This is a genomic window from Psychrobacter urativorans (assembly GCF_904846695.1).
Classification (GTDB): domain Bacteria; phylum Pseudomonadota; class Gammaproteobacteria; order Pseudomonadales; family Moraxellaceae; genus Psychrobacter; species Psychrobacter urativorans.
The window spans coordinates 259,596-275,447 of record NZ_CAJHBR010000003.1 but is presented as its reverse complement, the minus strand read 5'-3'; the positions used below and the strand labels follow the sequence as shown (position 1 = coordinate 275,447).

At 42.3% G+C, this 15,852-nt stretch carries 10 protein-coding genes; 8 read left to right on the top strand and 2 right to left on the bottom strand.

All coding sequences use genetic code 11. The annotated features are described in order from the left end of the window. Positions 1–601: 601 nt before the first annotated feature. The 6 genes from JMY09_RS04370 (at position 602) to JMY09_RS04345 (ending at position 9,498) form a co-directional block, all read left to right on the top strand. Positions 602–2,179, top strand: coding sequence for a cardiolipin synthase (locus JMY09_RS04370; RefSeq protein ID WP_265087996.1), 1,578 nt, complete (start codon positions 602–604; stop codon positions 2,177–2,179). Positions 2,180–2,412: 233 nt separating this feature from the next. Further along, a complete protein-coding gene (locus JMY09_RS04365) occupies positions 2,413–4,029 on the top strand; it encodes a 3-deoxy-D-manno-octulosonic acid transferase (RefSeq protein WP_201622360.1) in 1,617 nt (538 codons plus the stop codon). Positions 4,030–4,140: 111 nt separating this feature from the next. Further along, the gene (locus JMY09_RS04360; RefSeq protein ID WP_201622359.1) at positions 4,141–4,917 is read left to right on the top strand and encodes a 16S rRNA (uracil(1498)-N(3))-methyltransferase; all 777 of its coding nucleotides are present in this window, start codon (positions 4,141–4,143) and stop codon (positions 4,915–4,917) included. Between the two features lie 275 nt (positions 4,918–5,192). Then, positions 5,193–6,326, top strand: coding sequence for an extracellular solute-binding protein (locus JMY09_RS04355; RefSeq protein ID WP_201622358.1), 1,134 nt, complete (start codon positions 5,193–5,195; stop codon positions 6,324–6,326). An 88-nt stretch (positions 6,327–6,414) separates the two neighbouring features. After that, positions 6,415–8,037 (top strand): ABC transporter permease, encoded by a 1,623-nt coding sequence (locus JMY09_RS04350; RefSeq protein WP_265087995.1) that lies wholly within the window; start codon positions 6,415–6,417, stop codon positions 8,035–8,037. Between the two features lie 309 nt (positions 8,038–8,346). Next, positions 8,347–9,498, top strand: coding sequence for an ABC transporter ATP-binding protein (locus JMY09_RS04345; protein WP_379606731.1), 1,152 nt, complete (start codon positions 8,347–8,349; stop codon positions 9,496–9,498). 103 nt (positions 9,499–9,601) lie between these two features. On the opposite strand, the gene JMY09_RS04340 is transcribed toward JMY09_RS04345, so the two are convergent. Both JMY09_RS04340 and JMY09_RS04335 read right to left on the bottom strand, forming a co-directional pair. After that, entirely contained in the window at positions 9,602–10,477 is an 876-nt protein-coding gene (locus JMY09_RS04340) for a methyltransferase domain-containing protein (protein WP_201622356.1), read from the bottom strand. 70 nt (positions 10,478–10,547) lie between these two features. Further along, positions 10,548–10,823: a hypothetical protein gene (locus JMY09_RS04335; protein WP_201622355.1), complete on the bottom strand. Its 276-nt coding sequence runs from the start codon at positions 10,821–10,823 to the stop codon at positions 10,548–10,550. 851 nt (positions 10,824–11,674) lie between these two features. Between JMY09_RS04335 and gyrA the strand changes: the two genes are divergently transcribed. Both gyrA and rarD read left to right on the top strand, forming a co-directional pair. Next, on the top strand, positions 11,675–14,524 hold the full coding sequence (gene gyrA, locus JMY09_RS04330; protein WP_201622354.1) for a DNA gyrase subunit A: 2,850 nt from the start codon (positions 11,675–11,677) through the stop codon (positions 14,522–14,524). Between the two features lie 217 nt (positions 14,525–14,741). Continuing rightward, complete coding sequence (rarD, locus tag JMY09_RS04325; RefSeq protein WP_201622353.1) at positions 14,742–15,812, top strand: EamA family transporter RarD; 1,071 nt, start codon at positions 14,742–14,744, stop codon at positions 15,810–15,812. Positions 15,813–15,852 lie beyond the last annotated feature (40 nt).

Sequence of the window (15,852 nt, the reverse complement as noted above, 5' to 3'; positions counted from 1 at the left end):
TGAGAACCGTTAAAAAATTGCATCGCAATTTTAGGTTCGCAAGGAAAATCCTTTAAATAGGATTTTCTAGAATTTCCAAAACATTGCTGCTTTTTCCACTCTATTCGAAATCCTGTAATAAGGATCTTTTAGAAGTTTTAATAGCTAAAGTTGTCACCCTCTAACCTCTCAAAACCTCCAACAGCTAATAACTAATTAAAGCCCCTTGCTGTGGGTGTGTATTATATAGAAATACATTGCCCTGTCAAACAGTATTTCATCTAATTTTGAAGATATTTATTTTAATCCCTTAAGCTGTTGTAAATTAAGCTATTAATTCGCCCTTAGACTTGGCTATTGTACCTGCCACCAAAGCTACTATACTATAAGCGTTTAAACTATGAGTGTTTAAACTATAAGTGTTTAAACTATGAGTGTTTAAATTATGAGTGTTTAAATTATGAGTGTTTAAAGTCCCCCCATATTTCTACTAATTAAAGTAGGACTCTCAATTTACTTTAATGGCTATTGCAAGCTCACGGAGACTGACATAAATCCTATCGTTACCCAGCAACAGCTTGACCCTTGGTCTTGGATCGACTTCGCCGGGCTAGGTCTAATATTGCATATCATTGTCATGGTGGTCATGACCCTACGTATTGTCTCAGTACAACGCAATATTGGGGTGGCAATCGCTTGGATTGCCATGCTATACACTTTACCGGCGGTAGGCTTACTCTCTTATTTACTGCTTGGGGAGCCGATGATTGGTCGCCGCTATCGTCAGCGTATGCAGCAAGCGCAAATAATGACTAATAATATGGCAGCACGTGAACGTTTGGTACTCGATCAGGGCCAAAGTCTATTGCCAGATAATTACCGTGGTGTTAGTCGTATTGGCACACGCTGGACTGGGTTTGGGGTATATCCCGATCATCAAATGCAACTGCTAACTTCTCCGAAAACGATTTTTGAGCGCATAATTGCTGATATTAATGAGGCTAAGCGCAGTATCCTGATAGAGTTTTATATTATCTATCCTAGAGGTCAAGTTCTCGATGTGTTAAAAGCTATAGAGGCGGCGGCGCAGCGCGGGGTAGAGTGTCATATCTTAGTAGACAGCGTTGGTAGCTTTAGCTTTTTTAATAGCTCTGAGCATAAAGCGCTAGAGCGAGCAGGGGTGTTAGTCCATCAATCATTACCAGTGGGGCTATTCAAAACTTTATTTAAGCGCTCTGATTTGCGCAATCACCGCAAAATAGTAGTTATCGATGAGAATATTGGCTATACCGGTAGTTTTAATTTGATTGATCCTAAGTTTTTTAAACAAGATAAGAACGTTGGGCAGTGGATAGATGTGATGATTCGTATTGTCAGTCATCAGCCGATTAGTATTGCAACAGCGATGGCCAAAGTGGTGATTACCGATATTGGTGCAGAGAATAAAGATAATTTGGCCGCCCTGCATCACCGGATGAATAATTATACTCGTAAGCTTTATGTGCTACCGCCGACCATTAATGATATTGACAGACGTAGTCAAGTGACCAAGCAGCCCAATGACCAGCTGGACTATCATGCAGAAATTCTTGACTTGCAACCGTTAAAAGGCACGACTTCTATTGCGATTGCGCAGATGCCAGTAGTCAAAAACGTCACCGCACAACTAATTCCTTCGGCTCCGCAAGTGACTGCTCATGTGATTTATAGCACTTTAGTGACTATTATTCACCGTGCCAATAAACGCATTCAAATCACTACCCCTTATTTCGTGCCTGATGAAGCTTTATCGGGTGCACTAATAACAGCAGCTAAGCGCGGTTTAGAGGTCATCATCATTATCCCTGAAAAGGTGGATTCATTTTTAGTACAGCACGCTTCACAATCTTATTATCAAGAGCTGTTAGAGGCAGGGGTAAAGATTGCTTTGTTTAAAGGCGGTTTACTGCATGCAAAAATGGTAGTAATAGATGATGATTACTGCTTATTTGGCACTGTCAATATTGATATGCGTAGTTTTTACTTAAACATGGAAGTCAGTTTGGCTATTTATAGTGCAGAAATGGTGGCGCAGATAGCCGATTGTCAATATTCTTATTTACAGAACTGTCGGCTTTTGAGCTTAGAGGAATGGGAGCAACGTCAGGGTTATCAGCGCTTATTCGATAATCTAGTGCGGCTATTTAGTCCGTTATTGTAGCGCTGGATATTTTAGGGTAAGGTAACCCTACCTAGCATTGGCCTTTTATACTAGTCGAGTATTGGCTAAGCAATGGCAATATATACCGTAGTGCTTATGAGTACTTCTACGATTATTTCTATGATTATTGCTCTGTGACTTTTTTATCTATAATGGTTTACTTATAACTATTTTTCTTCGATTGTTGTCTATGATGATCTTACTGACTTTCTCTTATTAATTTAGGCTTGTACATGCCATCTTCTGATATACCACCTGTAAAACTAGCAGCTGATGCTAAGCGATTCGGCGTTACAGCTCAGTCAGAACCTTTGACCAGTGACTCATCCAAGCAATTGTCTTTGAGCAAGCGTAGCCCTAGCCAACCACCTTGGTATTATCGAATGGCTATCGGTGTATTAAAGCCTTTATACCGCCTGCAAGTATGGAAACGCTCGCATCAGCGTGACAACTATCAGCAAGAGGTTGCCCAGCGTTTTGGTAAGCACTATCCATTACGTCCGCAAGCTAGTGCTAGTCAGCGCCTTATCTGGTGTCATGCGGTATCTTTGGGCGAAACCAACACGGTTGCGCCGCTATTAGATGCGCTACTGGCAAAAGGCTATAAAATTTGGCTGACTAACACTACCCAAACTGGCTTTGCTCGTGGTGCCAGTCTTTTTGCTGATGAAATAGCGCAAGGGACTTTAGCTCATAGTTACGTACCGGTGGACAGCCCAGCGGTGATAGAAACTTTCTTAGCGCATGTGCAGCCAGCAGCAGCGCTATTTGTAGAGACCGAGCTGTGGGCAAATATTTTAACTAAGCTCTCTGAGCATACTATTCCTAGTATCTTAGTTAATGGTCGACTGTCTGCGGCTTCCTTTCAGCGTTATCAGAAGATTGGTGCGGTTAGTGCCAGTATGATGCGCAACCTAACTTTAATTATCGCGCAAGATGAAGAGTCAGCCCAGCGCTTTCATAAGCTAGGTGCTGATAGCTCGCAAATTCGCGTTACTGGCTCGCTTAAGTGGCTGATTAACACCCCAAAGCTTGTCAGCAGTACTGAGCAACATTCGCTACCGGCATCATTAAACCCTCAGCCAAAAGCAAAGCTAACTAATGGGCTAACTGATGAGCTCCAAGCTTTGTTAGCTAAGAAAGAGCGTCCGATTTGGCTAGCAGCTAGTACTCATAGCGGTGAGGAGAGAGCTGCTATCGCCTTGCATAAGCAACTGCTATCTGATCCTGCTATGACCCGTAGCTTATTGATAATTGTGCCTAGACACCCAGAGCGCTTTGATGAAGTGGCTACTATTATAAAAAAATCAGAGCTACAGATGGCGCGGCGCAGTGCTGATGAGACTATTACAGCGCAGACGCAAGTCTATCTAGCTGATAGCATGGGGGAGCTGATGCAGTGGTATGCACTAGCCGATGTGGCTTTAGTGGGTGGCTCATTGGTCGATATTGGTGGGCACAACCCAGTAGAGCCTGCCAGTGTAGCCACCCCTGTGCTGATTGGCCAATATACGCAGTCTTGTCAAAGCGTTGTTGATCAGCTGGCGAGCGTCGGGGCGCTGTACCAACCCAATAACGGTTTTTATAAAAAAGTGTCTAATAGTGAAGAACCAGTCATTCATAACCAGCCCTCGCCAGATCATCCCGCAGCTAGCTTAGAAAGCACTGAGGATACCGATCTTATGGTGCTTATTTATAAGCAATTACAGTTTTGGCTTAGTCACCCACAGTCAGCTAAGCTGGCGGGCGCTGCAGGAGAGCAGTTAACCGCTGACCAGCAGTCAATACTGAGCCAACAGTTGACTATGATCGAACAGGTGGTTGAGCAGTTTGCTGTGAATTTATCTTAGTTGAGCCTGAGCGATACTCTTAGCCTATGCCACTATAACTCCTGTACGGCTTTATTTTTTTTAACACAGACTGCTCTAAATAGAGCTTCTTCTAACCAGATATGATTGACTATGAACTGTATTTTATTACCAGCCGCTAACTTTTCTCATCCTTATGCTTATATCAATACGGCGTCCCAAATAGAGCATGTCAATAAGGTATTAGGCGCGCAAGTAGGCGATACGCTCAAAATTGGTGAGCTAGGCGCTAATCTTGGCACAGCGATTATCGATAGCATAACAGCGGATAAAATTCAGCTCAGTGCCGTAGTATTAGACATTGCACCTCCTGCCAAGCTTGATGTCACAGTTATTTTGGCGTTGCCACGACCTAAAGTATTACGCCGTTTAATCATGGACATGACCGCCCTTGGCGTAGGTCATATCATACTTATAAATAGTTACCGTACGCAAAAAAGCTACTGGCAAAGTCCCATGCTTGCTAGGTTGGATGAGTTTGTATTAGAAGGTTTACAGCAAGGGGTTGACACTATAGCGCCAACTATTAATCTAAAAAAACGCTTTAAGCCTTTTGTAGAGGATGAGTTAGCCAGTCTAATAACGGCCGGTGCTATCGTTGCCCACCCTTATACCGAGCTGAGTTTAGCGGCCTATTTGCAACAGCAACAAGCCGCCTGTTTTGCAGCTTCAATACCCTTAGTGTCTGCCAATACAGTAAATAAAGCGTTGCCAACAGTGGTTTGTATTGGCGCTGAAGGGGGCTGGATTGACTACGAGATTGAGCTATTAGCGAAGCAAGGTTGCCAAGCTGTCAGTATTGGTCCACGAATATTACGAACGGAAGCAGCGGTTAACGTCATTATGGGGCAGTGGTTATTGCACTGTTAATCTTACAATATTGAGCGTGGTGTCATTAACATATTCTAAGAGTATATAAAAATAAAATAGCCTCAATAACAGCATTTTTAGCAGTAGATAAATAGTCCATATTAAGGGTGTTTTTTGGGTCAAATAAATGTATTGATAATTAATCTCATTTGTATTAGTATATTATTTTTGCTTTTTGACACTTTCTCATTAGCAAACTTTGGCTTCGATAGTTAACAGCAAATCAGCTATCGTAGTAATCATTTATTATTTTTTGCCCCACTTTGGAGACATCTATGTCGTTGAATACGCTCGTTGCACCCTTATCTTTTGCACGTCCTGTCAAAGCGACTTTATCGGTTGCCATATTCAGCTTAATGTTAGGATTAGTTGGTTGTCAAAAAGCTGAAACTCCTGAGCAAACTGAAAGTACAAAAGCTGACGAGACTGCGGTGGTAGATACGGCTACTGAGGGCACAGCGACAGCAGGTAATGGCGAAGTAGTGACTATCTATTCGTCACGCAACGAGCAGCTAATCAAACCATTGTTAGATAAATATACTGAAGAGAGTGGGGTAAAGATTGAGCTAGTCACTGATAAAACTGGCCCATTGATGGCACGTTTGCAAGCTGAAGGCAAGAATACTCCAGCCGATATGCTATTGACGGTAGATGCTGGTAACTTATGGCAAGCGGCAGAACAAGGGCTATTACAGCCAGTAACGTCGAGTGTTTTGGAGACTAATGTCCCAGCCAAATATCGTGATCCAAAAGGTCTGTGGACTGGGTTGTCATTGCGTGCTCGTACTATCTTTTATGACCCAAGTAAAGTAGAGGCATCACAGCTATCAACGTATGCTGACTTGGCTGATCCGAAATGGAAAGGCAAGCTGTGTCTACGTACTTCAAACTCGGTCTATAACCAGTCACTAGTGGCGAGTATGATAGAGAATCTAGGTGAAGAAAAGACTGAACAAGTCATTCGTGGCTGGGTAGCTAACTTAGCTACTGATGTGTTTAGTGATGATACTAGTATGCTTGAGGCGGTTGCTGCTGGTCAATGTGAAGTGGCCGTTGCTAACAGTTATTACTACGGTCGTCTATTTGATGAAAAGCCTGATTTCCCAGTACAAATATTTTGGGCTAACCAAGATACTTCAGGTACTCATGTCAATATCTCTGGAGCTGGAGTCATTGCTAACTCTGATAATCCAAGTGGCGCGCTAAAGCTTATGGAATGGTTGTCTTCAGATGCGGCACAAGGTATCTATGCTAGCTCTGATAAAGAATTCCCAGTAAAAGAAGGTGTTGATAAATCAGAGCTGCTTAAGTCATGGGGTGAGTTCAAGCAAGATAGTATTAATGTACAAAAATTCGGCTCACTACAGACTAAAGCTATTCAAATGATGGATAAAGCCGGTTATAAATAATAAGTTTTTTAGGTATGAGATGGCATTAATTATATGATGATAGTTTATAATAACTGTCCCAAAAACACCTGCCAATCGAGATAATATTGTGAGTGACGATCAAGCAGTCAGCCAAGATCATACCTTAAGCCGCCGTATACTATCGAAATCAGTCTTAGGACTGATTTCGTTGTTTATGCTAGTGCCGATTATTGTTGTTTTATTTTCTTGGACACAGCCAGTTTCTGATATCTGGATACATATGCGTGAGTATGTGTTGCCACAAGTGCTAAAGAATACCGCCATTTTGTTAATGATGGTGACGGTAGTCTCTGGTGGTCTTGGTACTGCGCTGGCTTGGGTTACAAGCATGTACCGCTTCCCTGGACAGCGGTTTTTTGCTTGGGCTTTGATGATGCCGTTAGCGATACCTGCTTATGTTCTTGCTTTCGTAACTATCGGTATTGTTGACTTTAGCGGGCCGTTACAGACTGGGTTGCGCGACTTAGGAATCACTACCGCTATTCCGTCGGTACGTAATATTTGGGGTGCAGGTTTAGTACTATCACTAGCTTTTTATCCTTATGTATATCTGCTGGCACGGCAAGCCTTTTTGTCGCAAGGCAGGCGAGCGATTGAAGCTGGACAGATGCTAGGATTAAGTCGCAGTCGGATATTTTTCCGTTTGGCTCTACCCCAAGCGCTGCCTTGGATTATTGGTGGGTTACTACTCGCTACTATGGAAACCTTAGCAGACTTTGGTGCGGTATCAGTATTTAATGTTGATACTTTTACTACAGCTATTTACAAAGCATGGTTTGGTTTTTTTAGTCTGACTACGGCTGCTCAATTAGCCGCTTTATTGATCGGCGTGATATTTATTGTAGTATTGTTTGAACAATATTGGCAGGCTCGACGTGGTAAATCACTCACTCAAGGTAATAACCGCCGCTTTGAGACTAGCAAAAGTGCTAAATTAGGGATGAGCTTGCTTTGTACTTGTGTGTTCTCACTTGCTTTTTTGATTCCATTTTTGCAGTTGGTCTATTGGACAGCGATAAATTTTCGGCAAGATTTTGATGCCCGTTATATCGATTTTGTGACTAATAGCTTACTTATTGCTAGTATGACTACCTTGTTTATAGCGGTGTTAGCTATTATTATTGCTTGGACAAAACGCCAGTATCCAGATCAGAGCACTAAGCTGATGACTACTTTAGCTACTTTGGGTTATGTGGTGCCGGGCACTGTATTGGCAGTTGGGGTATTTATTCCGATAGCTTGGTTAGATAATCAGCTGATTGCGCTTGGTATCACCTCAGAGCAAGTGATATCGGGCAGCGTCATTGTCATGCTCCTAGCGCTATCGACGCGCTTTATGACCGTTAGTTTTCAGCCAGTAGATCGGCAGTTACAACGTTTAACTGTTAATACGGAGGCTGCTGCTGAATTACTGAGTGACAGTCCACTGCAACGTTGGCGTCATGTCGTGTTGCCGGTGCTCAGTCCTGGGGTGCTTACCGCCTTACTAATGGGTTTTGTAGAAGTAATGAAAGAGATGCCCATCACTTTGATGACCCGTCGACAAGGCTGGGATACGTTGGCAGTACGAGTGTTTGAGATGACTAGTGAGGGTATGTGGGGACGAGCGGCATTACCCAGTTTATTGATCGTTATGGTTGGTATTATTCCGGTGTGGATACTGCTACGCCAGAGCGATAAAAACAGTTAAAGTTAAAGTTAAATTATTTCTTCGCAGTTGTTTTATTACTATTATTTATTGCCCCTTATTCAGTTATTGCTTACTGGCTGCCACCAATTAAGCTATTAGCCAGATTAGCCCAGCAAATGTATTGCTCTATTTACCAACAGCCTATGGGTAACGTTTATGTATACTGACTCAATTAATGATTCGATAGACCAACCTGCATCCAGCAAGCCTGCTGTTAAGAGGCGATTTAATACTAGACAGCAGCCCTTGATATCTGCGCAACAAGGTAAGCAGTATCATGAGGCTAAACAGGCTTATAATGATGTGGATATGGCTAAGATACAGGCGGCGGACAGTCCTTATCTCGAAGTGCAGGATTTAGTAGTAGGTTATGAGAAGGTTACTGTAGTTAATGGTCTGTCGTTAACACTGCAACAAGGTGAGATTGGTTGTTTCTTGGGCTATAGTGGTTGTGGTAAAACGACCGCTTTACGAGCAATAGCAGGATTAGAGCAGTCGCGTCAAGGCAAGGTAAGCCTGAATAATCAGCGTCTAACCGACCAGAGTGAACGTAGCTCATTTGCAGTGGCCCCAGCTAATCGCGGCATGGGTATGGTTTTTCAGGATTATGCATTATTCGGCCATTTAAGCGTTGCCAAAAATATTGGTTTTGGTTTAAGTAAATGGTCCGCCAATGACAAAAAAGCTAGAATTCTAGAAATGTTAGAACTGGTTGAGCTCACTGAACACGCAGATAAGCGACCTGCAGAACTATCTGGTGGTCAGCAGCAGCGGGTAGCTTTAGCTCGGGCATTAGCACCAAAACCCAAACTATTATTACTCGATGAGCCTTTTTCAAACTTGGATGTCGTACTGCGTGAATCCTTAGCTATGAGTGTACGTGATATTCTAAAACGCACTAATACTACGGCGATCCTAGTGACTCATGATCAAAACGAGGCTTTTGCTTTGGCTGATAAAGTGGGCGTTATGAACGAAGGAAAATTGGTTCAATGGGCCACGCCAAGTGAGCTTTATCATGAACCAGTTAGTCCTTTTGTCGCTGAGTTCGTAGGCGAAGGAGCGATGATCGATGGCATCATAAAAGAAGGTCATGTCGAGACTGTGTTAGGGGATATCTATCGACCTATGGAGGTCTATAATGCCTCAGGACAATCGCAGTATTGCGAGTACGATTATCCTAATGGCACCCCAATTAAAGTACTAGTGCGTCCAGATGATATTATCCATGATGATGACAGTGAGCAGACAGCGCTAGTAGTAGGGCGAGTGTTTCGTGGAGCCAATTATCTGTATCGTTTGCAATTAGACGATGGGCAGATAGTATTTTCTTTAGTCGCTAGTCATCATAATCATGCGGTAGGCACGCGCATAGGTATTCTGCCGATGCTTGAACATATAGTAGTGTTTAATGAAAAAAATATTAATGCTACTACTTGGTCAGACTACAGTCTGTCATGATGTTTTTTAACCGCTCTTGCACTACTGCTAAAATAGCCTCAAGCTTAGTATAGTACCAAGTTTAAGTCCATATTGAGCCAACAGTAAAACGAGCATTACTCAGTTAACGAGTGGCCAAAATATGTAAATAGCGCCCTAGGCGTTTGTAAGGCTCTTGACTGGAGTAGCGCAGCTCCATGCGAATAACTGCTTCAGGATCATTATGACCTCCACGCTTAAGCGGTGCATAATCATGAAACACTCTTAAACCGCTCTCTGCTACGATCTGATAGTGATGACTCTGTAACCATTGTTCTACTTGCGGCTTGGCTACTGGATAATTGGGAGTCAGGCTTTTTTTGTTATCAGCTTGATAGGCATCCGCACTAAGCAAGCTATCTAGTAAGTTAAAATTGCCCATAATCAGATTGCGATATTCAAAACTAGCAGGATTATAAAAGCATAAAGACAGCGCGCCTTCAGGGCTGAGGTGGCTATCAAAAAAGTCCATAATAGCTACTGGTTCTGCCAACCATTCGAGCAGCGCATGACAAAGTATTAGATCAAATTTTTCTACTGATTGATCTAGGCTTTCGCCACTTAGCTTTGCGGTCAGCTCTTGATAAGGACAAACGTACCAGCTCACCTCGCCAAAATCATCCTTATCAGCATGAGCCATCTTTAGCTGCTCAAAGTTAGCTTTGGCTTTAATTAGCATGTTGGCTGAGATGTCATTGATAACTACACTATGACCTGTAGCGGCGAGCTCTGTAGCTATTTGCCCTAGTCCTGCACCTACATCTAAAATACGTAAAGGTCTACCGAGATTGTGGCTTAGCTTATCGACGTAAGCAAAAATATCACGGCGCAACACCGCCAGTCGAATTTCGCCTTTGAGGCCACCATAAACCTTTTTTTCAAAATGATCAGCGACATCATCAAAGCTACGATCAACTCTTTTATCTACTACTGCTAGCGTCTGCTGTTTAGGATTAGTCATGAGTTTTTATTTCTATATTGTCATTTTAGGTAGGGCATTATGGCGCTGCTGATACAAGCTACTAGGCGAGTTAACGCCGTCTTTTAAGTACCCATCTGAATACTATTTTCGATAAAACGATAATCACAAACACTACTATGAAAAACACCCAAATGCCTGAGCCTTGTAAGTTGGCTTGATAGACTTTTGCCAGATAGGCAGACAAGCCGATAGCTACTAATAAGGAGCCCCAACGAATCAGCGGTAAGCTGCGATTGTTATGAGTGGGAAAGGTCAAGGCATAGTCGCTTGAGAAACTGTGTAGCACCATGGCCAAGACCCAAACAATAGCTAAAACGATATCCATAATAAGTGATTGTCCGTATAAAGGTGAGTATATAGAGCAGTGAAATATTGGCAGATAATAAGGCAAAAGCTAGAGCTTTCAAAGCACTATAATAATTAATACAGCTGACCTAACTCCTCTAACTTAACCAGCCTAAAGGTTTAGTTCTAGTCTGATAGTGGCTAGCGATAAGGCAACAGCAACCAAAATAGCTTTTGCTCATGACTTTTGCCAATCAATTGTACCTCAGTCTTGCGTAACATCTTACGGTATAAATCGTAAACTACAACCAACAAATAGTTTTAAATATAACAGCGGCTATATCTAGTAGGGACTCAGTTTACATAGGCGCTATTAGTTAGTTACTGAACAACATTAGCTTAGTTATTATTGATAATGACCAAGCAGCCACTCTAGGCATATTGACCCTAATTGCTTTAAAGCCATTATTTTTGACAGATTAGCCTACAAAAGCATTAAAAAAAGCCAAGCTAAAAAATCAAGTCATAGGCTTAATTTAAACCACTGATAGGGCGTGAAAATGACGCAAATTAATCAACGCTTATGACTAAGTTTAATAGTAGGTAAAGCCCCTAAATAGGCAAGTTTGTGCTAAAATAGCTTCTTTGATTTAATATTATTTTTAACAAAAACAGCATCTCCATTGTTATCTTGTTTTGCACTTCTATCAGTGCTTTTTTATGGTCTATCTAGTGATGATAGCTACACATTAATGTTGCTATAGTTGCTTGTGATCGTAAACGTTATTATTAATCGTTTTTGTTGTCGTTAACTACAATTATCGATAATTATTAATAATAAAAAGCCAATTGCGCAAACTTTAAATAATGGGGATGAATGAAGGAGTGTATATGAGCGACTCGATCAGTCCTATTGCCATCGTAGATGAGTTAAAGCAGTCCTATTTGGACTATGCGATGAGCGTGATCGTCTCGCGCGCGCTACCTGATGTGCGCGATGGGTTCAAGCCTGTACATCGTCGAGTAATGTATGCGATGCATGTGCTGTCTAATGATTATAATAAAGCTTATAAGAAGTCGGCAAGGGTAGTTGGCGACGTCATCGGTAAGTACCATCCGCATGGCGATAGTGCGGTTTATGACGCTATTGTACGTATGGCACAGGACTTTAGCTTGCGCTATCCGATGGTCGATGGTCAAGGTAACTTTGGCTCGATTGATGATGATCCACCAGCTGCTATGCGTTATACCGAAGTGCGCATGACTAAGCTCACCCATCAGATGCTAGCTGACTTAGATAAAGATACGGTCGATTGGGAAGATAACTACGATGGTTCTGAGCGTATGCCAAGCGTACTGCCTGCACGAGTGCCTAACTTATTAGTCAATGGTGCGACAGGTATTGCTGTTGGTATGGCGACTAATATGGCGCCGCATAACTTGACTGAAGTGATCAATGCTTGCTTAGCTTATGCCCACAATCCGCAAATATCAGGTGAAGAGCTGATGACCCACATTTCGGGTCCTGACTTTCCTACTGGCGGTATTATCTACGGTCGGGGTGGTATTCAAGATGCTTATCGCACTGGTAAAGGCCGTTTGCACGTACGGGGTCGCTATCATATCGAGCCTATGACCGATACTGGTGTTAACCGAGATCGTGAGCGCATTGTGTTCACTGAAGTACCTTATCAAGCCAATAAAGCTAAGCTGATTGAGCGTATCGCTGAGCTTGTACGTGACAAAAAGATCGAAGGTATTAGTGAGATACGTGATGAGTCTGATAAAGACGGTATGCGTATCGCTATTGACTTGCGTCGTGGCGAAACGGCAGAAGTTATTGTCAATAACTTGTTTCTGCAAACCCCGCTTGAGTCTAGCTTCAGTATCAATATGGTGGCACTAGATAATGGCCAGCCTAAGCTATTAACTTTGCGTCAGCTGATTGCTGCCTTTGTTCGTCATCGTCAAGAAGTCGTCACTCGTCGTACTATTTATGAGCTAAACAAAGCGCGCGTTCGTGGTCATTTGCTTGAAGGTTTGACGGTCGCTCTCGCCAACATTGATGAGATTATTGACGCTATCAAAGCTTCTGCTAGTCGCGGTGAAGCTCGTCAGAGCTTACTGAACAACACTTGGGGTTCAGGTAGCGTCGTGGCGATGCTAAAAGCTGCTGGTAGTCAGTCAGTACGTCCTGATTATATTGAAGGTGAAGATCCTAAAGCACCGTTTGGTTTGATTGTACATGAAGACGCGTCCAAGCAGAGCTATCGCTTGTCACTCGATCAGGTCAATGCGATTTTAGAGATGCAATTGCATCGTCTGACAGGTCTTGAACAAGACAAGCTAACCGAAGAATATCAAGATTTGTTACGTGAGATCGCCAATCTTGAGTCTATTCTTGGTGACTTTGATAAGCTGATGACTATTATCTCTAATGAGATGATTGAGATTCGTGACAACTTCGGTGATGAACGTCGTACCGACATTGTTGATTCACGCACTGATTTTAGTCGTGAAGATTTGATTCCTGAACAAACCGTAGTGATGACTGTTTCGCGTACTGGCTATGCCAAAACGCAGCCAATTGATGACTATGTAGCGCAAAAACGTGGTGGTAAAGGCAAGTCTGCAACAGCGATGAAAGAAGATGATGTTATTGATCACTTAGTCGTTACCTCTACTCATGCAACCGTGCTTTGCTTTACTGATACTGGTCGAGTCTTTAGTTTACGTGGTTTTGAAGTACCGATTGCCAGCCGTGGTGCCCGTGGTCGCCCGCTAGTGAACCTTATAGGTTTGGTTGGTGATGAATCTGTCACTACTATACTACCTATTCCAAAAATAGTAGAAGAGCTATCCAGTAAAGAGCAAGTGGCACTATTAGATAGTGATATTGATAGCAATGATGAGTCATTAGAAGATAGTAATGCAGCGGAGCCACCTTATGTGTTCTTTGCTACCGCTAATGGTACTGTTAAGCGTGTAGAGCTAAAGCAGTTTGCAAACATTCGCTCTAATGGCTTGATTGCTGTTGGTTTAGAGGAAGGTGATAAGTTAGTTAGTGCCCGTATTACTAATGGTAACCAAGAGGTTATGCTGTTTGCCTCTAGTGGTAAAGCCATTCGTTTTGATGAGAATGACGCTCGCGCTATGGGTCGTACTGCAAAAGGAGTACGTGGCATGCGTCTGGCTGATGATGAATTTATCAGATCATTAGTGGTTATCGAAGATGATGTACGCGAAATCTTAATCGCTTGTGAAAAAGGTTATGGTAAGCGTACCTTTATCGAAGAGTTCAACACTCAGCATCGTGGTGGTGGTGGGGTGATTGCTATCAAAACGAGTGAGCGTAATGGTGCGCTAGTTCGGGCCACTAAAGTTGATCCTGAAGATGATATTATTCTAATCTCAGATAAAGGTACGCTAGTGCGCACGCCAGTTGAGCATGTGGCCAGTTCTGGTCGTAATACTCAAGGTGTCACCCTAATTCGTCTGTCAAAAGATGAAAAGCTAGTAGCGATGGCACGAGTTGAGCATGAAGAAGGTGATAATGAGCTGATCGATGCTATGCGCGAAGACGGTACCTTTGAGGTAGAAGGTAAAGAGCAAATAGATATAGATGCAGCTACTGCTGGTAATGTCGATGACTCTGATATAACTGAGACTATCGACATTGCCAATGACTATTCTTTAGATGACAGTACTTCAGATGATGATAGTGTCGATAATGACGAGTAACTATTAGAGCGGCTAGCTTATCCAGTTATAAGCTAGCCGTTGAGTGAAATTAGTATTAGTGGAATCCATCAATGGGTTTTTTACTAAGATGATTTTACTACTAAGGCTATTACATAGTAGTAAAAAGCCTCCGACGTAAAAGTTGGGGGCTTTTGTTTTTTATATAAATTGCTATTAATTTTTTATGGTTTTATAAGTTATTTTAGAGGTCGTTATTATGTTGACTAGCAATCAAACGGTGCAAGGTACCTTAGCCTCAGTATCATCGAGCTTTTTGTTTTCGATAATGTTCGTGTTTGGACTGTTTATGCAACCTTTATCTGGCACCCAAGTGGCATCATGGCGGGTACTAATAATGTTGGCCAGCATAATGTTATTGGTAAGCCTCACTAAGCAGTGGCAGCACGTTTTTGATTATATAAAAACTATAAAAACACCGAAAGAATGGCTATTGTTTATATTACCAACGCCAATTTTAGGTGGCCAAATTTGGCTGTTTATGTGGGGACCAGTGAACGGTTTTGGTCTCGATGTGACTTTGGGTTATTTCTTATTACCGCTAGTAATGATAGTGGTTGGACGATTTTTTTATCATGAGTCTATGAGCGTATTGCAGTGGGTAGCCGCTCTATGTGCAGCGTTAGGTATCGGCTATGATATATTCCAGTACGGAACGGTATCTTGGGTGACTTTGTTTGTGTGTTTGGGCTACCCGCCTTATTATCTTATGCGTCGCAAACTGGCAGTGCCGCCAATCACAGGACTACTGTCTGATTTGACATTATTATCGCCAATAGTGCTAGTGATGCTTTATGCAAGTGGTGGTATCAGTTTGGCCGCACAAACTAGTAAGCTATGGTATTTGTTACCGCTGCTGGGTGTGGTAAGTGCTGTGGCAATGTCATTAACGATGGTTGCTAGTCGTAAACTACCAGTCTCACTATTTGGTGCTCTAAGCTATATAGAACCTATGCTGTTATTCGTATTTTCGATCACTATCTTGAATCAAAGTCTCGATGAAGGAGGATCTTTATGGATGTATAGTATGATCACTCTAGCGTTATTGATCATGATTATAGACAGCGTCATAGGCTATATCACCAATAAGCGTGAAGATCGTTTGCATGGGTATAATGAGCCACAAATTAACAGCTTTCCACCCCATCGTCGTCTAAAGAATCGGCGTATTAAAGGCGTGTTAGTAGCTCACCGCTTTCGCAAAATTCGTCGTTATCAGCACAAAATAAATAAAATGAACCGCAAAATTGAACAGTTACATTCTAAATAACCTACTATTCATTTAAGAATAGTATAGCTACTTATACAGC